Below are 18,932 nucleotides of genomic sequence, written 5' to 3'. Positions count from 1 at the left end.
ACCGTCAATTTAACGTACGGCGCTTGCCCGCCCACCATCGCTCACCCAGCGCCACCACGGCGAACACCGCCGCCACGTAGGCCCAGCCGACGAGCACGTCGATGACGTAGTGCTCGCCCGTGTAGACCAGCGTGAACGTCATGGCGAGCGGGTAGGCGAGCAGCAGCGGCCACCACTTCTTCGCCACCATCGGCAGGAAGAACGCGACCGCGAGCATGGCCCACGCGGTGTGCAGCGAGGGCATCGCGGCGACCGGGTTCGACTGCGAGACCTGGAGCGCGTTCAGCGTGTTGCCGGCGCCGTGCAGGCCGATCACGTCCCAGCCGTTCGTGGAGATCCGGTCGACGTGCTCGGGGAGGTAGCCGTACTTGTAGGCCCACCACGGCGGGGCGGCCGGGTAGAGGAAGTAGGTGATCAGGCCGAAGACGCAGAGCGTGATCCAGCGGCGCATGAACCGGCCCCAGGTGGCCCGGTTGCGCATCCAGAGGATCACCGCGATGGTCGGCACCGTGAGGAAGTGCGAGGCGTAGACCACCGTGACGACGGCCAGCCACCACGGCGTGACGCCCGGCTCGTACAGATGCTGCTGCAACCAGGTGGTCGGGACCTGGCCGTCCATGAACCAGCCGAACATCCAGCGGTCCGCCGCGATCAGCTCGGTGACGTGCGGCGCGAACAGGTCGTCGGCGAAGCTGCGGGACACGTTGTAGATCACCAGCAGCAGCGCGACCGGCAGCCAGTCCCGCAGGAAGCGCAGGTGCGTCCGCCACGGCTCGTGGTTGCGCCACGCGATGGTGGCGAGCCACAGCCAGCCGAACGCGATCAGCGGGTCGCTGGTCGGCACCCCGACGAACCAGACCCCGACGGAGAAGACGACCGCCCAGATCAGCATCCCGATGATCCGCCGCTTCCGGATCTCCGGAGTCGGCGGTGTCGCGGGGGTCTCGGGCGGTGTCTCCAGGGTCGTCACGGGGTCCAAGGGTAACCAGGCGTTGCTTCAGGCCGGAAAGTCGGACTCACCGAACGGGCCCACCACGGCCAGCGCGCGCTCGCCCGAGAACAGCTCGGCCGCGACCGCGTTGACCTCCTCGACGGTCACCGCGTCCACCCGGGCGAGCAGCTCGTCGACGCCCATGAGGTCGCCGTGCAGCAGCTCCGACTTGGCGAGGCGGCTCATCCGCGAGCCGGTGTCCTCGAGGCCCAGCACGTACGAGCCCTTCACCATGCCCTTGCCGCGGGCCAGCTCGGCGGCCGTGATGCCGTCCGCCGCCACCCTGTCCAGTTCCACCCGGACGAGGTCGAGCACCTCGGCCGCCTTCGCCGGCGCGCAGCCCGCGTAGACGCCGACCAGGCCGGCGTCGGCGTGCTGGCTCGCGTACGAGTAGACCGAGTACGCCAGGCCGCGCTTCTCCCGGATCTCCTGGAAGAGCCGGCTCGACATGCCGCCGCCGAGCACGTTGTTGAGCACGCCGAGGGCGAACCGGCGCTGGTCGTGGCGGCCCAGGCCGGGACCGCCGAGGACCATGTGCGCCTGCTCGGTGTCGCGGTGCAGGACCACCGTCTTGGGCTTCCGGACGCGGACCGCGGAGTCCCACGGCCGGGTGGCGGCCGGCTCGGCCGGTCCGGTGTCCAGCGGGGTGCCGGCGAGCGCCCTGCGGACCAGCTTCACGACCGTGGCGTGGTCGAGGTTGCCGGCCGCGGCCACCACGATCTCGGGGGCCGTGTAGCGCTTGCGGTAGAACCTGTTGATCTGGTCGCGGGTCATCGGCGTGATCGACTCGGGGGTGCCCGAGATCAGCCGGCCCAGCGGGTGGTTGCCGAAGATCGCCTCGGCGAAGACGTCGTGCACCTCGTCGCCGGGCTCGTCCTCGTGCATGGCGATCTCCTCGAGGATCACCCCGCGCTCGGTCTCCACGTCGGCCGGCTCCAGCAGCGAGTCGGCGACCGCGTCGACCAGCACGTCCACGGCGAGCGGCAGGTCGGCGTCGAGCACCCGCGCGTAGTAGCAGGTGTACTCCTTCGTGGTGAAGGCGTTCGTCTCGCCGCCCACGGCCTCGATCTCCGCGGAGATGTCCAAGGCGGTGCGCTTGTGGGTGCCCTTGAAGAGCAGGTGCTCGAGGAAGTGCGAGGCGCCGTGCAGCGACGGCGTCTCGTCCCGCGAGCCGATGCCGACCCAGATCCCGAGCGAGGCGCTGCGGGTCGTCGGGATGGCCTCGGTGAGGACGCGCAGCCCGGACGGCAGGACGGTCTTCTTGACGCCGTCCTTGAGGGTCCTGGTAGAAACGCGGGCCGGCCTCCCGGCCGGCCCGCGGTTGCTGTGCTCTGTCACTTAGTCGCGGCGCTCGCCACGGTCACCGGACGGGCGCGACCGGCGGCGGCGGGGCTCGCCACCACCCTCACGCGGGCCGCGGTCCTCGCGCGGGGCGCGCTCGGGACGGCCACCCTCGGAGCCACCGGCGGCGGCGGGGGCGGCCGGAGCCTCCTCGCCCTCCGGGCGGACCTTGTCGAGGTAGATCTTGCCGCGCTGGTCGATGTCCGCGATCTGGACCTCGACCTTGTCGCCGACGTTGAGGAAGTCCTCGACCTTCTCGACCCGCTTGCCGTCGCCCACCTTGGAGATGTGCAGCAGGCCGTCGCGGCCCGGCAGCAGCGAGACGAACGCGCCGAACGCGGCCGTCTTCACCACGGTGCCGAGGAACTTGTCGCCGACCTTCGGCAGCGTCGGGTTGGCGATCGCGTTGATCCGCTCGACCGCGGCCTCGGCCGACGGGCCGTTGGTCGCGCCGACGTAGATCGTGCCGTCGTCCTCGATGGAGATGTCGGCGCCGGTCTCGTCCTGGATCGCGTTGATCGTCTGGCCCTTCGGGCCGATGACCATGCCGATCTTGTCGACCGGGATCTTCACGCTGGTGACGCGAGGAGCGTACTCGCTCATCTCGGCCGGGGCCTCGATCGCCGCGGTCATCACCGCGAGGATCGTGGCACGGGCGTCGTGCGCCTGCGACAGCGCGCCGGCCAGCACGTCCGACGGGATGCCGTCGAGCTTGGTGTCGAGCTGCAGGGCGGTGACGAACTCGCTGGTGCCGGCGACCTTGAAGTCCATGTCGCCGAACGCGTCCTCGGCGCCGAGGATGTCGGTCAGCGCGACGTACTCGGTCTTGCCGTCGACCTCGTCCGAGATCAGGCCCATCGCGATGCCGGCGACCGGCGCCTTCAGCGGGACACCCGCGGAGAGCAGGGCCAGCGTCGAGGCGCAGACCGAGCCCATCGAGGTGGAGCCGTTGGAGCCGAGGGCCTCGGAGACCTGGCGGATCGCGTAGGGGAACTCCTCACGCGACGGCAGGACCGGGACGAGGGCCCGCTCGGCCAGCGCGCCGTGACCGATCTCGCGGCGCTTCGGCGAGCCCACCCGGCCGGTCTCACCGGTCGAGTAGGGCGGGAAGTTGTAGTTGTGCATGTAGCGCTTGGTCTTCTCGGGAGCGAGAGTGTCCAGCGACTGCTCGAGGCGGAGCATGTTCAGCGTGGTGACGCCCAGGATCTGGGTCTCGCCGCGCTCGAACAGCGCCGAGCCGTGCACCCGGGGCAGCACGCCGACCTGCGCGGTCAGCGGGCGGATGTCACGCGGGCCACGGCCGTCGATGCGGACCTGGTCGCGCAGCACGCGCTGGCGCACCTCGGACTTGGTGATCGAGCGGAAGGCCGCGCTGATCTCCTTCTCCCGGCCCTCGAACCGCTCGTCGAGCTGCTCGTGCGCCTTCGCCTTGACCAGGTCGAGGGACTCCTCGCGCTCCTGCTTGCCGGCGATCTTCAGGGCCTCGGCGACCTCGGCGCGAACCGCGTCGCTCACCGCCTGCAGCACGTCGTCCTGGTAGTCCAGGAAGACCGGGAACTCGGCGACCGGCTTCGCAGCGACCTCGGCCAGCTCGCTCTGCGCGCGGCAGAGCTCACGGATGGCCGGCTTGGCGGCCTCCAGGCCGCTGGCGACGACCTCCTCGGTCGGCGCGACGGCGCCCGCGGAGATCAGCTTGATCGCGTGCGGGGTGGCCTCGGCCTCGACCATCATGATCGCGACGTCGCCGTCGGCGGTGACCCGGCCGGCGACGACCATGTCGAACGTGGCCCGCTCGAGCTCCTCGAGGGTCGGGAAGGCGACCCACTGGCCCTCGACGTGCGCCACCCGGGTCGAGCCCACCGGGCCGCTGAACGGCAGGCCGGAGAGCTTGGTCGACATCGAGGCCGCGTTCATGGCGACGACGTCGTACGGGTGGGCGGGGTCGAGCGCGAGGACGGTCTCGACGACCTGGACCTCGTTGCGCAGGCCCTTCGTGAACGACGGGCGCAGCGGCCGGTCGATCAGGCGGCAGGTGAGGATGGCGTCCTCGCTGGGACGACCCTCGCGGCGGAAAAACGAACCGGGGATCCGGCCCGCCGCGTACATCCGCTCCTCGACGTCCACGGTCAGCGGGAAGAAGTCGAAGTGCTCCTTCGGCTGCTTGCTCGCGGTCGTGGCGGAGAGGACGGTGGTGTCGCCCAGCTGGACGATCACCGAGCCGGCGGCCTGCTTGGCGAGGCGGCCGGTGGAGAAGACGATCTCGCGGGTGCCGAACGATCCGTTGTCGATGACGGCGGTGCGGGACTCGGTGCCGAGAGCGTTGTTCTGCTCTGTCATGTAGTGCGGTACTCCTTCGTCGAGGACCCGGCGGTCTACAGCGCGGTTCAGAAGGCCGGTCTTCGATCGAAGTGCCCAGGCTTTGATCCTGGGAACCACTACCGAGGACCGGGTGCTGACGGTGTGATCCGCGCGGGTCCGTGGGGTGGAAACCTGTGGGGGCGACCGTCGGCCGCCCCCGCAGTCAAACTATCGGCGCAGGCCGAGACGCTCGATGAGCGAACGGTAACGCGCGATGTCCTTCTTCTGAACGTAGTTCAGCAGGCGGCGACGCTGACCGACCAGCAGCAGCAGGCCACGCCGGCTGTGGTGGTCGTGCTTGTGCACCTTGAGGTGCTCGGTCAGGTCGGCGATCCGCTTGGTCAGCATCGCGACCTGAACCTCGGGCGAACCGGTGTCGCCGTCCTTGGTCGCGTACTCACCCATGATCTTGTTCTTGGTCTCTTGATCGAGCGCCATATTCTCCGGACTTCTGTGTTGCCGATTGCACGGTTACCCCGCGACCCGCGGCGTCGGGCAGGCATGCGGGACCGGTGTCGGATATTCCAACGACCATTCCAGCCTACCAGCCGGTCACGCGAGGGTTGCCCGGGTCTGTTCCACGTCGGCCCTGATCTGGGCGATGAGCGGCTCGATCCCGTCGTAGGTGCGCTGCTCACGGAGGTGTGCCACGAAATCGAGGTGGACGCGCTCACCGTACAGATCGCCGGAGAAGTCGAGCACGTAGGCCTCGACCCGGCGCTCGGTTCCGGAGAACGTCGGGTTGGTGCCGATCGACACACTCGCCGGCCGGCGGACCCCGCCCTGGGTGAGCCAGGCCGCGTAGATGCCGTCGGCCGGCACCGCGGCGTAGCGGTGCACCATCAGGTTCGCGGTCGGGAAGCCCAGCTCGCGGCCCCGGGCGTCGCCGCGGACCACCACGCCGGAGAGCCGGTGCGGCCGGCCCAGCGCGCCCGCCGCGGCCCGGACGTCACCGGCGTCCACGCAGCTGCGGATGTAGGTCGACGAGAACACCAGGCCGTCGTCGGCGACCAGCGGCGCGTCCTCCACGGTGAACCCGAACGTGCGGCCGAGCGTCTCCAGCGCCGTCACGTCACCGGCCGCCCGGTGCCCGAACCGGAAGTTGTCACCGACCACCACGACGGCCGCGTGCAGGGCCTCGACCAGCACGTCGTGGACGAACTCGTTCGGCTCCTTGTGCGAGAACTCGGGGGTGAACGGCACCACGCAGAGCGCGTCGACGCCGAGCTCCTCGATCAGCTCCGCCTTGCGGACCGGCTCGGTGAGCACGGCCGGGTGCGATCCGGGCCGGACCACCTCGGCCGGATGCGGGTCGAACGTCATCACCACGGACTGCAGGCCGAGGTCGCGGGCCCGCTTCACGGCGTGCCCGATGATCGCCTGGTGGCCGCGGTGCACGCCGTCGAAGACGCCGATCGTCACGACCGAGCGACCCCAGCCCCCGGGGACCGACTCATAGCCCCGCCATCGCTGCATCGAAGAACTCCCTTCCGGTGACACAGTATCGATTCAGGCCGGGGCCAGGACGATCTCCGCCTTGGCCTTCCCACCACGCTCGCTGACGATCGCGAGCAGCAGGCCGTCCGGGTCGAAGACGGCGTACGGCCCGTCGATCCCGGCGGCCGGCAGCGGGCCGCCGTGCCGCAGCACCCTCGTCTCGTCCCAGGACGCGGTGCGCTGCGGGAACGCCCGCCGGGCCGCCTCCGCCATCGGCAGCGAGACCACGTCCGGGGCGCGCTCCTCCAGCTCGTCGAGGGTGGCGGCGACGTCGAGGGTCATGTCGCCGACGGCGGTCCGGCGCAGCGCGGTGAGGTGGCCGCCGACGCCGAGCGCGGCGCCGAGGTCGCGGGCGATGGCCCGGATGTAGGTGCCGGACGAGCAGGTGACGTCGATGTCCACGTCGATCGTCGCGTCGCCGCGCCGGATGTCGAGCACGTCGAGCTTGGCGATCGTGATCCGGCGCGCCGGGATCTCGACCTCCTCACCGTCGCGGACCCGCTTGTAGGACCGGACACCCTTGATCTTGATGGCGCTGACCGCGCTGGGCACCTGATCGATCTCGCCTCGCATCGTGGCCAAGACCTCAGAAACCTCGATATTTCCGATATGTCCGGCGCTCGAAGAAGACACGATCTCCCCCTCCGCGTCGTCCGTGACGGTCGACTCCCCGAGACGAATCGTCGCCGCGTAACTCTTCGAGGCGCCGATCACGTACGTGAGCAGCCGCGTCGCCCGGTTCACCCCGATGATCAGGACACCGGTCGCCATCGGGTCCAGCGTCCCGCCGTGCCCCACCCGCCGGGTCTTCGCCAGCCGCCGGATCCGGGCGACGACGTCGTGCGACGTCATCCCGGCCGGCTTGTCCACCACGATCAGTCCGTCCGTGTTCACCGGAAAACCCTAACGGGCGGCTCCGAGCACCACCCATCGCGGCGACCGCCACCGCAGCAGGAGCGCCACGAACCGGGCCAGCGTGAAGAGCCCGAGCCCGGCCCACACCCCGCCGAGACCGAGGTCGAAGGCGTAGGCGAGCCAGATCGCGGGAAGAAAACCCAGAAGAGCGGAGAAGATCGTCACCGTACGGAGGAACGCGACGTCGCCGGCTCCGATGAACACGCCGTCCAGGGCGTAGACCACTCCCGCGAACGGCAGCAGCCCGACGAACCACGGCCAGACGACCGCGGCCTGCTCGAGCACCGCCGGGTCGTCGGTGAACAGGCCGGGGACGACCCGCGCCCCGGCGAGGGCGGCCAGCGCGAAGACGACGGCCGCCAGGCCGCCGGCCACCGTGACGCGCCGGGCCACGTCCCGGGCCTGGTCCGCGTCGCCGGCGCCGAGGGCCGCGCCGACCAGGGACTGCGCCGCAATCGCGACGGCGTCCAGGGCGAGCGCCGCGAAGAACCAGAGCTGCAGGGCGATCTGGTGGGCGCCGACCGCCGCCACGCCGAACCGGGACGCCACCGCGGTCGCCGACAGGAAGCACGCCTGGAAGGCCGCGCCGCGGATCAGCAGGTCCCGGCCGAGCACGATCTGGCTCACGATGACCGAGGGGACGGGCCGCAGCGCGCGGGTCTCGCGGACCAGCGCGAGCAGGAAGAGCAGGCCGCCGGCGGTCTGCGCGGTCACGTTGGCGATCGCCGAGCCGGTCAGGCCGAGCCCGAGCGGATAGACCAGCACCGGGCAGAGGATCGCGGAGAGCACGTTGGCGCCCAGCACGATCCACAGTGGCCGCCGGGTGTCCTGGACGCCGCGCATCCAGCCGTTGCCGGCCGCGGCGAGCAGCAGGCCGGGCGCGCCGAACGCGGCGATCCGCATCCAGCCGGCGGCCGCCTCGGCGGTCTGCTCGTTGCCGGCCAGCAGGTGCGCGACCGGTCCGGCGCCGACCAGCCCGAGCAGCGCCAGGAGCAGGCCCATGGCGAGCGCCAGCCAGGACGCCTGCACGCCCTCGGCCACGGCGGCCGCGCGGTCCCCCGCGCCGTAGCGGCGGGCGGCGCGGCCGGTCGTCCCGTACGCCATCAGCGTGCCGAACCAGGCGGCCACCGACATGACGGTGCCGCCGACCGCGATCGCGGCCAGCTCGACCGGGCCGAGGTGGCCGACGACAGCGGTGTCCACCAGGACGTAGAGCGGCTCGGCGGCGAGCACCACCAGCGCAGGCAGGGCCAGCGCGGCGATCCGCCGGGGTGTCGCGGTAATGGCTGCGGGCGGGCTCATGGCTTACATGATGCCCGCCCGGCGAAAAAGCTCCACCAGCGCATGCCGGCCGTTCGCCGCATTCCGGCGAATCGGCGCATGGGCCGGTGAAAGGATCTACTGGCGCGTGTCCAGCGAGGCCTGCAGGGCCCGGCGAGCCTGCTCGCGGGCGTCGTCGGCGGGCTTGGGCTGGGGCTTCGGCTTGGCAGCCATGATGGGTTTCCTTCCCACACGGCGCCCGCACTCAGGCGGGCGCCCGGAATCGGTCGAGCGGGGCGTCACGTGAGCGCCCGGTCCGGGATCGCCGGACCACTGGCGGAGGTGACACCGGCCCGGGCCGGTGGACCCGGGTGGCTCGTGGTCTCACGGAGAGGCGGTGGTGGCGGCCGCGTGAAACCAAATCACCGTTCAGGACCCAAACTAACGTTCACTCGGCGCGCCGATGGGCGGATCCCGCCATCCGGGACAGGAAGAAGGGGTGCCACCCGTTCGGGTGACACCCCTTCAACTGCGAAAACGTCGTTCAGTTCAGGTGTTCGTCCAATAGGCGACGCACGGTGGCCACCACGTCACCGGCCTCGCCGTAACCGGTGAACCCGGCCGCCAGGCGGTGACCTCCGCCACCCTGCGCGACCGCCACCCCGCTCACGTCGACGGCGCCCTTGCTGCGCAGCGACACCGACCACTCCCCCTCGGCGGTCTGCTTCACCACGATCGACACGTCCGCCTCGGCGACCGAGCGGACCGGATCGATGAGGGTGTCGAGCACGTAGGGCGGCTGGCCGTGCCGTTCCAGGTCGTCGAGGGTCGCGTAGGTCCAGACCATGCCGCGCCCGCCGGCCGCCGCCGGGTCGAGGACCGCCCGGCCGAGCACCTCACCGGTCAGCTTCATCGCCCCGAACGGGCGGCTGTCGAAGATCCGCCGGGAGATCTCGCCGGGACGGATCCCGGTCGCGATCAGCCGGGCCGCCAGCTCGTGCACGGCTACCGTGGTCATGTCGAACTTGAACGAGCCGGTGTCGGTCGCGAGAGCCACGTAGAAGCACTCGGCGATCTCGGCGTCCAGCGGCACCCCGAGCCGCTCCAGCAGCTGCTCGGCGACGACGCTGGTGGCCGCCGCGTGCGGGTCCACGAGGCGCACGCCACCGAAACCGGTGTTCGAGGCGTGGTGGTCCAGCACGACGCTGCGGGGCGCGCCGAGACGGTCCGCGAGCGCGCCGAGGCGCGACTCGCTCGCCACGTCGAAGATCAGGACCAGGCGGGGGTCACGCCAGGCGTCCGGCTCCGGCACCAGAAGATCAAGACCGGGCAGATCAGCGTACGGGCCGGGCACCGTGAACTCGCCGGGGAACGTGGCCCGGAGACGGGTGTGGCCGAGCCGGCGCAGTCCCAGCGCGACGCCGAGCATGCTGCCGAGCGCGTCCCCGTCCGGGTTCACGTGGCAGATCAGCAGGATCTCGTCGTCCGGCCCGGCCGAGCGGACCGCCGCGACCGCGGCGGCCCACTGCTCGGCGGACGGAGTCACCCCTGGTCCCCGGCGGCGGGCACCCGCTCGTCGTCCTCGTCCTCGTCGCTCTTGTAGGGGTCCGGGTCGCCGGCGTACTTCTTGCCCGCCGCGAGCCGGTGGACCTCCTCGTCACGGTGCTTCGCCGCGGCCAGCAGATCGTCGATCTCCTTGGCGTGGTCGAGCACGTTGTCCAGCACGAACGCGAGGCTCGGCGAGTGACGCAGGCCGAGAGCGTGACCGACCCGGCTGCGCAGCATCCCCTTCGCGCTCTCCAGGGCCGCCGCCGTCGAGGACTGCTCGGTCTCGTCGCCCAGCACCGTGTAGTAGACCGTCGCCTCACGCAGGTCGCCGGTGATCCGGGCATCCGTGATCGTCACCATGCCGAGCCGGGGATCCTTGATCTCCCGCACCAGCGAAGCCACCAGTTCGCGGACACGCTCCGCGTGCCGACGCGTCTTGGCCGGATCCGACATCTCGCCCACCTCCGACTGTGGTTCTCGCGGGTCAGAACCTGCCCCCGCCCTAACTGCTGAAGCCTACCCAGGTCAGTCGTCGTCGCCGTAAAGCCGTCGCTTCACCGAGAGCAACTCGACCTCGGGACGGCCGGCCACCTGGTTCTCGCAGGTGTCGACGACGGCTCGGGCCTGGGCCGCCTCGGCCGCCACCACGGCCACCCCGAGCTGGCAGCGGCCGTGCAGGTCGTGGAAGCCGACCTCGGCGACGCTGACCTCGAACTTCTTCAGCATCGCGATGATCGGCCGGACGTAGGAGCGCTTCTGCTTCAGCGAGCGGGAGTCACCGGGCAGGAGCAGATCGAAGACTGCGGTCTCGGTATACATCAGCGGACAAGGTTACGCCGGCGGAGGCCGGTGATCACCTCGTTTTCCGGGCCACCAGCACGTCCCGGTCGATGCCCTGGTCGACCCGGTGCTCCAGCGGCAGGTGCTCGACCAGCTCCAGGCCGGCCGCGAGCAGGATGTCCTCGGCCAGCTCCCGCTTCGCCACCTTGGTGTTCCAGGAGAGGCCGATCGCGCCGCCCGGGCGCAGCAGGGGCAGCCACTGCGGCACGGCCCGCTCCAGCAGGTCCAGCGGGCGCCGGGAGATGCCGCCCTCGTCGTCGTAGCTGCCGTGCGCGACGCCGTACGGCAGGTCGGCCACCAGCACGTCCGCGACGTTGCCGCGGATCAGGCCGTCGAGCTGGGTGGTGTCCGCGTTCAGCACGGTCACCTTCTGCACGGCGCCGGCCTTGTGGTCGTCCTTGCTCGGCGCGAGCGTCACCTCGAGGCGGCGGGCGGCCCGGCGGCCCTGGCGGCGCACCGGGACCAGCTCGGCCGTGTGCTTGAGCCGCTTGCGCTTGAGCCAGGTCTGCAGAAACAGCTTGTACGCCTCGACGTCCTTGCCGTCGATCTCCACGCCGATGCCGTCGTAGCCGTACATGAGGGCCTGGTTGAGCGTGGTGCCGCGGCCGCAGAGCGGGTCGAGGACGGTGAGGCCGCCATCGAGCATCCGGCCGGCCGAGGCCGAGGCGAGCAGGGTGAGGTTGAGCACGAGCTTGGTGAACTGCTCGTTGGTCTTGCCAGCGTACTTCGGGATGGTGATGAGGTCGCTGTCGTAGCGGGCCAGCGGGGTCGTCGCGAGCGGCCGCAGCAGGTCGTCCACCCGCTCGAAGAGGGCGTACGCCGACGACATGTTGGCGAGGTGGGCGATGTCGGGCTCGGTCAGCTCCGACGTGAACGTCAGGTACTCCACCCCGCCGATCTGGGCGGTGGCGATGTCGTCCAGGCCGGCGGAGAGCACCGCGCCGAAAGCGGCCAGCTCCGCCTGGGACATCTTGGACGCCTGATCGGCGTAGACACGATTGGCGGACGGAGCGAGCAGCAAGGCATACCGGGACATGGCTGTCATTTTGCAGCGAAGGCCCCCGGTGCCTGAGCACCGGGGGCCTTCAACGTGTCACCTCAGGCTCACGCCCGCGGCTTCTCGCGCATCTCCCAGGTCTCGATCACGTCGCCGACCTGCGGCGAGCCGTAACCCTGGAGGGTCAGACCACACTCGAAGCCCTCGCGGACCTCGGTGGCGTCGTCCTTGAACCGCTTGAGCGAGCTGATCGTGACGTTGTCGGCCACGACCGTGCCCTCGCGGATGACGCGGGCCTTCGCGTTGCGCTTGATGAGGCCCGACCGGACGATACAACCGGCGATGAGACCGATCTTGGACGAGCGGAAGACCTCGCGGATCTCCGCGGTGCCCAGCTCAACCTCCTCGTACTCCGGCTTGAGCAGACCCTTGAGCTCCGCCTCGATCTCCTCGATGGCCTGGTAGATCACGCTGTAGTAGCGGATCTCCACGCCGGCGCGGTCGGCCATCTCCTTGACCTTGTTGGAGGCCCGGACGTTGAAGCCGATGATCGTGGCGACCTGGTCCGACGAGGCCGACGCCAGGTTGACGTCGCTCTCGGTGATCGCACCGACGCCGCGGTGGATGACCTTGAGCTGGACCTCTTCCGGAATCTCGATCTTGAACAGCGCCTCTTCGAGGGCCTCGACCGAACCGGAGCCGTCACCCTTGATGACCAAGGTGAGCGAAGCCTTCTCGCCCTCCTTGATGTCGCGCATCATGTCCTCGATCGACTTCGGACGCTGCGAGTTGGCGAAGGTCGCCGCACGGCGGCGAGCCTGCCGCTGCTCGGCGATCTGCCGCACGGTGCGGTCGTCCTCGGCGGCGAGGAACGTGTCGCCCGCGCTCGGCACCGAGGTCAGACCGAGCACCAGGACCGGACGTGCCGGACCCGCCTCGGCGACCTGGTTGCCGTTCTCGTCGAGCATGGCCCGGACGCGGCCGTGCGCGCCACCCGCCACGATCGAGTCACCGGCACGCAGCGTGCCCTTCTGCACCAGGACGGTGGCCACGGCGCCGCGACCCTTGTCCAGGTGCGCCTCGACCGCGACACCCTGGGCGGGGCCGTCGATCGGGGCGGTCAGCTCGAGCGCCGCGTCGGCGGTCAGCAGGACGGCCTCGAGGAGGTCGTCGATGCCGATGCCCGGCTTGGCGGCCACGTTCACGAACATCGTGTCGCCCTGGTAGTCCTCGGCGAGCAGGCCGTAGTCGGCGAGCTGCTGGCGGACCTTCTCCGGGTTGGCGTCCGGCTTGTCGACCTTGTTCACCGCGACCACGATCGGCACGTCGGCCGCCTTGGCGTGGTTGAGGGCCTCGACCGTCTGCGGCATGACGCCGTCGTCGGCCGCGACGACCAGGATGACGATGTCGGTCACCTTGGCACCGCGAGCACGCATGGCGGTGAACGCCTCGTGACCCGGGGTGTCGATGAAGGTGATCGCCCGCTCCTCCCCCTGGTGGGGGACGACGACCTGGTAGGCGCCGATGTGCTGGGTGATGCCACCCGCCTCGCCGGCGACCACGTTGGTCTTGCGGATCGCGTCGAGGAGCTTCGTCTTACCGTGGTCGACGTGACCCATGACGGTCACGACCGGCGGACGGGTGACGAGACGCTCCTCGGCCACCTCGGCGTCGAGGTCGATGTCGAACCGCGCGAGCAGCTCGCGGTCCTCGTCCTCCGGGCTGACGATCTTGACGTCGAAGCCCAGGTGCTCGCCGAGCAGCAGCAGGGTGTCGTCGGACACCGACTGCGTGGCGGTCACCATCTCACCCAGGTTGAACATCTCCTGGACGAGCGAGCCGGGGTTGGCGTTGATCTTGTCAGCGAAGTCGGAGAGCGACGCGCCGCGGGACAGCCGGATCTCCTGGCCGTTACCGCGCGGAGCGCCCGAGCTCATCTGCGGAGCCGACAGGTTGTCGAACTCTTGACGCCGCTGCTTCTTCGACTTGCGGCCACGGGTCGGCCGGCCGCCGGGACGCCCGAAGGCACCCGCCGCGCCACCACCGCGACCACGGCCACCGCCGCCACCCGGACGTCCGGGAGCACCGGCGCCGACCGGGCCGCCGCCACCGCCACCGGGACCGCCGGGACGGAAGCCACCGCCGCCGCCACCGCCGCCACCGGGACGGAAGCCACCGCCGCCGCCACCGCCGCCACCGGGACGGAAGCCGCCACCGGCGCCGCCACCGCCACCGCGGTAACCGCCGCCGCCACCGCCGCCACCGGGGCCGCCACGGCCGCCACCGGGACCGCCGGGACGACCGGCGCCGCCACCCGGACGACCCGGGCCCGCGGGCCGCTGCGACGGCATCGACGCGGGACTGGGCCGCGGCGGCATCGAGGCAGGGCTGGGCCGCGGCGGCATGCCGGGTTGGTTGGGACGCGGCATCGAGGCCGGGGACGGACGCGAAGCGGCCGCGCCACCGGAGACGCCGAACGGGTTGTTGCCGGGACCACGCGCCGGCGGGCGGGGACCGCCACCGGCCGGGCCGGGACGCGGGCCACCACCGGGGGTACCGGGGTTGTTACGGCCGGCCGCGGGCGAACCCGGGCGCGGCGGAACCATGCCGGGGCCGGGACGCGGACCACGCGGGCCACCGTCGGCCGGCGGCTGCCGGCGCTCGGCGTCACGGGCGGTACGCGCGGCCTGAGCAGCCTGGGCGGCCTTGACGGCAGCCTCCTGCTCGGCCTTCAGCGCCGAGGCGCGCGCCTCGGCGGCGGCCACCTCGATGTCGTGCGCGCTGGCCGGCTTGGCGACCGGGCCGGGCGTCGGGCCCGGGCGGCCGGGAACCGGCTTCGGCCGGGCGAACTGCCCGGGCGACGGAGCCGGCGAGGTCGGGGAAGCGCTGGGCGCGCCACCACCCTGCGGCGGGCCGGGACGACGCGGCGGCTGAGGCCGCCCCATCGGCGGGCCCGGACGCGGGGCCGAGGTGGCACCCGGCGCGCTGGACGCGGAGGGACTGGGCGACGGAGCCGAGGGCGCCGACGGCGCGCCGGATCCACCGGACTCGAAGGCGCCCCGGAGCCGCCGGGCCACCGGGGCCTCGACGGTGCTGGACGCGGACTTGACGAACTCGCCCATGTCCTTGAGCTTGGCGAGAACGGTCTTGCTGTCGACCCCGAGCTCTTTGGCGAGCTCGTGTACGCGGGCCTTGCCTGGCACTGCACTCCTCACTTCGAGGTCGTGCGAGCAGCACCCGCACAGACCTCACTCGTGCACTAGAAGCCTGGTCATTTCAGGGACTTCATCGTGTGCTCATCTGGGTCGTCCTACCTTGCTGGGTCGTGACGAGGCGCCGACGCCTCGTCATCGGTGGGTCCGAACGGCACGGAGACCGCCCGGATGTGCTCGGCAAGCAACTCGGTGTCAGCAACACCGGTGAGACGTAGCGCACGCCCGAAGGCGCGACGCCGCTCTGCCTGCGCGAAGCAGGCCGGGTCGGGATGCAGATGAGCTCCCCGGCCCGACAGTCGGCGGCCCGGATCGGGCAGAAGCCGGAGGTCATCCCCGGATCCGGCCGCGACGAACCGCAGCAATGATGCGGCCGGCGCGCGATTACGACAGCCGACGCAGGTTCGCGTCGGGCCGACCGCCATTGAGTCTACCCCTCGATCGCGCCGGACGCGTATCCGGTCAGTTCCCCGCCTCGGCCGCATCCCGGTCCGATACTCCGGCGGGCTCGTTGTCCGGCCGGATGTCGATGCGCCATCCGGTCAGGCGGGCGGCCAGACGGGCGTTCTGCCCCTCCCGGCCGATCGCCAGCGAGAGCTGGAAGTCGGGCACCGTCACCCGGGCCGTCCGGGTGGCCGCGTCGACCACCTCGACCCGCAGCGCCTTGGCCGGTGAGAGCGCGTTGCCGACGAACTGGGCGGGGTCGTCCGACCAGTCGATGATGTCGATCTTCTCGCCGTGCAGCTCGCTCATCACCGCGCGGACCCGCTGGCCCATCGGGCCGATGCAGGCGCCCTTGGCGTTCACCCCGGAGACCGTGGACCGCACCGCGATCTTCGTACGGTGACCTGCCTCACGGGCGATCGCGGCGATCTCGACGGTCCCGTCGGCGATCTCCGGCACCTCGAGCGCGAACAGCTTCTTCACCAGGGCCGGGTGCGACCGGGACAGGGTGATCTGCGGGCCGCGGAAGCCCTTCGCCACGTGCACCACGATGCAGCGGATCCGGGAGCCGTGGTCGTAGGTCTCCCCCGGCACCTGCTCGGACTGCGGCAGGACCGCCTCGAGCTTGCCCAGGTCGACGATCACGATGCCCTTCTCGGCACGCGCCGCGTCGGCCTGCACCACGCCGGTGACCAGGTCGCCGTCGCGGCCCGCGTACTCACCGAAGTGCTGCTCGTCGGTGGCCTCCCGCAGACGCTGGAGGATCACCTGCTTCGCGGTCATCGCGGCGATCCGGCCGAAGTCGTGCGGGGTGTCGTCCCACTCGCGCACCACCGTGCCGTCCGGGTCGAGCTCCTGCGCCAGCACGGAGGCCACGCCGCTCTTGCGGTCGATCTCCACCCGGGCGTGGCTCTCCGCGCCGTCGGTGTGCCGGTATGCGGTCAGCAGCGCGGTCTCGATCGCCGCGAGGATCGTGTCGAACGGGATCTCCCGCTCGCGCTCCAGGGCGCGCAGCGCCGCGAGGTCGATGTTCACTCCTCGCCCTCCCCTTCGTCTTCTTCGTCATCGTCGGCGTCTTCTTCATCGCCGAAGTCGGCTTCGTCCATGCGCTTGAACTCGATCTGGACCTTGCCCGCCCCGAGCTCGGCCCAGGCCAGCTCACGGGTCGTGCCGTCCACGTCCAGCGCCACACCCTTGTCGTCGTCGGCGGAGAGCACCCGGCCGGTCAGCCCGTTCACCGCGACCAGGCGGCCGACGTTGCGGCGCCAGTGCCGTGGCTCGGTCAGCGGCCGGTCCACGCCCGGGGACCCGACCTCCAGCTGGTATTCCCCGGCCAGCACCTCGCCACCCTGCTCGTCGGCGGCGTCGAGCGCCTCGGAGATCTCCCGGGACACCGTCGCGACGTCGTCGAGGCCGATGCCGCCGTCGGCGTCGATCAGGACCCGGACCACGAACCGGCGGCCGGCCCGGGACAGGTGCAGGTCCTCCAGGTCGTAGCCGGCCGTCGTGACGACGGGCTCGATCACCTCGCGCAGCCGGGCCCGGGCCGCGGTCAGATCGACCCGCGGTGCGGGCGGGGTGGTGCGGGTGTCCGGCTCGGGCCGGCTCCGCCGGCCACTGGGGCGACCACCGGGCCGGGCCCCGGCGCGACCACGCTGCGTCATCGGGCTCGACCTCTCGCTAGCTTTGCGCTGGAACGACTATATGCCGCCGGGCAGCATTCGGCCCCGCGGCTGACGCAGAGCGTAACGTGCCCGGGAGCCGGACGGAGCGGCGCCGCACCGATTCCACCCCATCCGCAGGTCAACAACCCGTCCCGGACGCCCGGAGCACCGATGGTGTTGACTTGGCCGGTGCGGATGAGCGACACGCGACACACACGCCGGCGGATACTGACCGCGACCGGTGCGATCGTGGCAGCTGCCACCCTGTCCGGCTGCGGCCTCTTCGACGACGAGCCGGAGCCCGAGCCGGCCCCCGACCCCCTCCAGCCGATCCTCGACGAGGCGCTCGCCCTCGCCGCGGCGTACGACCTCGCGGCCCAGGGCGACCCGGCGCTGGCCCCGTTCGCCGAGGACCACCGGGCGCACGCCGCCGAGCTCGCCGGGCTGATCGGCACGACGCTCCCGTCCGGCGCCGCCGCGCCGCCGTCCGCGCCGGCCCAGCAGGCGCAGTCCAAGGCCGACCTGCGGGCCGCCGAGCTCGCCGCCCAGAAGACGGCCGCCGCCGCCTGCGTGGCCGCGCCCGCCGACCGGGCCGCGCTGGTCGGATCGATCGCCGCCTGCCGGGCCACCCACGCGAGCGCGCTGCGCTGAAAGGACCCCTCGTGAAGGAACAACTCGCCGCCGCGCTCGCCGCCGAGGAGGCGGCCATCTACGCGTACGGGCTGATCGGCGTCCACCTCAACCGGGAGGCCGAGATCAAGGCGGCCCGGGACAGCGAGCAGGTGCACCGGCAGCGCCGCGACTACCTCGTCGACAAGCTGGACGAGCTGAAGGCGAGCGCCGCCCCCGCGCCCGCCGGGTACGAGCTGCCGTTCGAGGTGACCAGCCGGAAGACCGCCCTGCAGCTGGCCGTCCACATCGAGGACGGGGTCTGCCAGGCCTGGCGGGCCGTGCTGCCGGTGACCGAGACGAACCAGCGCAACTCGGCCCTGTCTGCTATGACCGACTCCGCAGTTCGTGCGACAGCCTGGCGCAGATACGCCGGCGCCACCCCGCTGACCATGGCGTTTCCGGGCCGGCCCGGCTGAAGGGTCTGAAGAAACGGGCACACGCCGCCACGGTTCGTGACCGAGAATGAGAAGGTGATCGACGAGCTCGACACCACCTCGGTCCGCGGGTCCCTCGTGATCCGCCTGCGCGACGTCGTCCAGCACCGATGGCCGGCCGAGGTCCAGGCCATCGGCGTACGCGGCTCGATCGCCCACGGCGACGACGCCGACTCCAGCGACGTCAACATGGTCGTCGTGACGTACCGGCCGAAGACCGGGCCGAAACCGACCCTCCGCAAGGTCGACGGCGTGCCGGTCTCGCTCTCCGTGGTCACCGCGGAGGAGGGCCTCGGCCAGGCGCGGGTGCTGACCCCGCGCTGGCCCCTGGTCGCCGACGGATTCCTGACGACCCTGCCGCTCTACGACCCGCACGACTGGTTCACCGACCAGCGCGAGGCCCACCTCACCCTGCTCTCCGAGGCCCGGCCGGTGGAGTTCACCCGGCTGGCCCGGCACGACTGGGCGCTCGCCAGCAGCGCGCACGCCCGCGCGGTCCGGCTCACCCAGTGGTACGACACCGACGCCGCCCTGGTCCTGATGGCCGAGGCCCGGGTGCACGCGGCGCTCGTGGCCGGCCTGCTGACCAGGACCTACTTCCGCAACGAGGCCGACGCCGTGAAGCGGACCGGGGTGGCCATGGCCGACATGCAGGAGCTGGACGCGATCCTCAAGTACCAGGCCGAGGAGCTGGCCGCCCGGGGCCGCCCGGTCGACGGCACCCTGGGCGAGCTGTTCGACTGACGGGGCGAGCTGTGC

The 18,932-nt window shown here is 71.6% G+C and carries 18 protein-coding genes; 3 read left to right on the top strand and 15 right to left on the bottom strand.

Annotated features, from left to right (window positions below; all coding sequences use genetic code 11):
• Positions 1-4 precede the first annotated feature (4 nt).
• From AB0G10_RS03755 to rimP, 15 genes are all read right to left on the bottom strand, one after another.
• A complete protein-coding gene (locus AB0G10_RS03755) occupies positions 5-970 on the bottom strand; it encodes a phosphatase PAP2 family protein (RefSeq protein ID WP_360915951.1) in 966 nt (321 codons plus the stop codon).
• A gap of 27 nt (positions 971-997) precedes the next feature.
• On the bottom strand, positions 998-2,242 hold the full coding sequence (locus tag AB0G10_RS03750; protein WP_360917947.1) for a pitrilysin family protein: 1,245 nt from the start codon (positions 2,240-2,242) through the stop codon (positions 998-1,000).
• 87 nt (positions 2,243-2,329) lie between these two features.
• Positions 2,330-4,669 carry a polyribonucleotide nucleotidyltransferase gene (locus AB0G10_RS03745; RefSeq protein WP_360915948.1) on the bottom strand — a complete coding sequence of 780 codons (2,340 nt, stop codon included), beginning with the start codon at positions 4,667-4,669 and terminating at the stop codon, positions 2,330-2,332.
• A gap of 189 nt (positions 4,670-4,858) precedes the next feature.
• Positions 4,859-5,128: a 30S ribosomal protein S15 gene (gene rpsO / locus AB0G10_RS03740; protein ID WP_360915945.1), complete on the bottom strand. Its 270-nt coding sequence runs from the start codon at positions 5,126-5,128 to the stop codon at positions 4,859-4,861.
• Positions 5,129-5,242: 114 nt separating this feature from the next.
• Positions 5,243-6,166, bottom strand: coding sequence for a bifunctional riboflavin kinase/FAD synthetase (locus AB0G10_RS03735; RefSeq protein WP_360915942.1), 924 nt, complete (start codon positions 6,164-6,166; stop codon positions 5,243-5,245).
• Between the two features lie 33 nt (positions 6,167-6,199).
• Positions 6,200-7,081 (bottom strand): tRNA pseudouridine(55) synthase TruB, encoded by an 882-nt coding sequence (gene truB / locus AB0G10_RS03730; protein WP_360915939.1) that lies wholly within the window; start codon positions 7,079-7,081, stop codon positions 6,200-6,202.
• A 9-nt stretch (positions 7,082-7,090) separates the two neighbouring features.
• Positions 7,091-8,404 (bottom strand): MATE family efflux transporter, encoded by a 1,314-nt coding sequence (locus tag AB0G10_RS03725; protein WP_360915936.1) that lies wholly within the window; start codon positions 8,402-8,404, stop codon positions 7,091-7,093.
• A 502-nt stretch (positions 8,405-8,906) separates the two neighbouring features.
• Positions 8,907-9,908 carry a bifunctional oligoribonuclease/PAP phosphatase NrnA gene (locus AB0G10_RS03720; RefSeq protein WP_360915933.1) on the bottom strand — a complete coding sequence of 334 codons (1,002 nt, stop codon included), beginning with the start codon at positions 9,906-9,908 and terminating at the stop codon, positions 8,907-8,909.
• On the bottom strand, positions 9,905-10,363 hold the full coding sequence (gene rbfA / locus AB0G10_RS03715) for a 30S ribosome-binding factor RbfA (RefSeq protein WP_360915930.1): 459 nt from the start codon (positions 10,361-10,363) through the stop codon (positions 9,905-9,907). Before rbfA ends, AB0G10_RS03720 begins: the two co-directional genes overlap by 4 nt.
• 72 nt (positions 10,364-10,435) lie before the next feature.
• Positions 10,436-10,729, bottom strand: coding sequence for a DUF503 domain-containing protein (locus AB0G10_RS03710; RefSeq protein ID WP_360915927.1), 294 nt, complete (start codon positions 10,727-10,729; stop codon positions 10,436-10,438).
• A gap of 34 nt (positions 10,730-10,763) precedes the next feature.
• Positions 10,764-11,786 carry an SAM-dependent methyltransferase gene (locus AB0G10_RS03705; protein ID WP_360915924.1) on the bottom strand — a complete coding sequence of 341 codons (1,023 nt, stop codon included), beginning with the start codon at positions 11,784-11,786 and terminating at the stop codon, positions 10,764-10,766.
• A gap of 68 nt (positions 11,787-11,854) precedes the next feature.
• Complete coding sequence (gene infB / locus AB0G10_RS03700; RefSeq protein ID WP_360915921.1) at positions 11,855-14,950, bottom strand: translation initiation factor IF-2; 3,096 nt, start codon at positions 14,948-14,950, stop codon at positions 11,855-11,857.
• 107 nt (positions 14,951-15,057) lie between these two features.
• A complete protein-coding gene (locus AB0G10_RS03695) occupies positions 15,058-15,384 on the bottom strand; it encodes a YlxR family protein (protein WP_360915918.1) in 327 nt (108 codons plus the stop codon).
• A 37-nt stretch (positions 15,385-15,421) separates the two neighbouring features.
• Positions 15,422-16,438: a transcription termination factor NusA gene (gene nusA, locus AB0G10_RS03690; protein WP_360915915.1), complete on the bottom strand. Its 1,017-nt coding sequence runs from the start codon at positions 16,436-16,438 to the stop codon at positions 15,422-15,424.
• A complete protein-coding gene (rimP, locus tag AB0G10_RS03685; RefSeq protein WP_360915912.1) occupies positions 16,435-17,067 on the bottom strand; it encodes a ribosome maturation factor RimP in 633 nt (210 codons plus the stop codon). Before rimP ends, nusA begins: the two co-directional genes overlap by 4 nt.
• 171 nt (positions 17,068-17,238) lie before the next feature.
• Between rimP and AB0G10_RS03680 the strand changes: the two genes are divergently transcribed.
• Genes AB0G10_RS03680 through AB0G10_RS03670 form a run of 3 tightly spaced genes read left to right on the top strand, consistent with a single transcriptional unit; the run spans position 17,239 to position 18,917 of the window.
• The gene (locus AB0G10_RS03680; RefSeq protein ID WP_360915909.1) at positions 17,239-17,718 is read left to right on the top strand and encodes a hypothetical protein; all 480 of its coding nucleotides are present in this window, start codon (positions 17,239-17,241) and stop codon (positions 17,716-17,718) included.
• A gap of 11 nt (positions 17,719-17,729) precedes the next feature.
• Positions 17,730-18,155: a ferritin-like domain-containing protein gene (locus AB0G10_RS03675; RefSeq protein ID WP_360915906.1), complete on the top strand. Its 426-nt coding sequence runs from the start codon at positions 17,730-17,732 to the stop codon at positions 18,153-18,155.
• 54 nt (positions 18,156-18,209) lie between these two features.
• Positions 18,210-18,917, top strand: a complete 708-nt coding sequence (locus AB0G10_RS03670; RefSeq protein ID WP_360917946.1) for a nucleotidyltransferase domain-containing protein — start codon at positions 18,210-18,212, stop codon at positions 18,915-18,917.
• The last annotated feature ends 15 nt before the right edge of the window (positions 18,918-18,932 follow it).

This window comes from Actinoplanes sp. NPDC023714, assembly GCF_040639855.1.
Lineage (GTDB): Bacteria > Actinomycetota > Actinomycetes > Mycobacteriales > Micromonosporaceae > Actinoplanes.
Note: the sequence above shows the minus strand (reverse complement) of the source record. Positions and strands in the feature narration are given on the sequence as shown.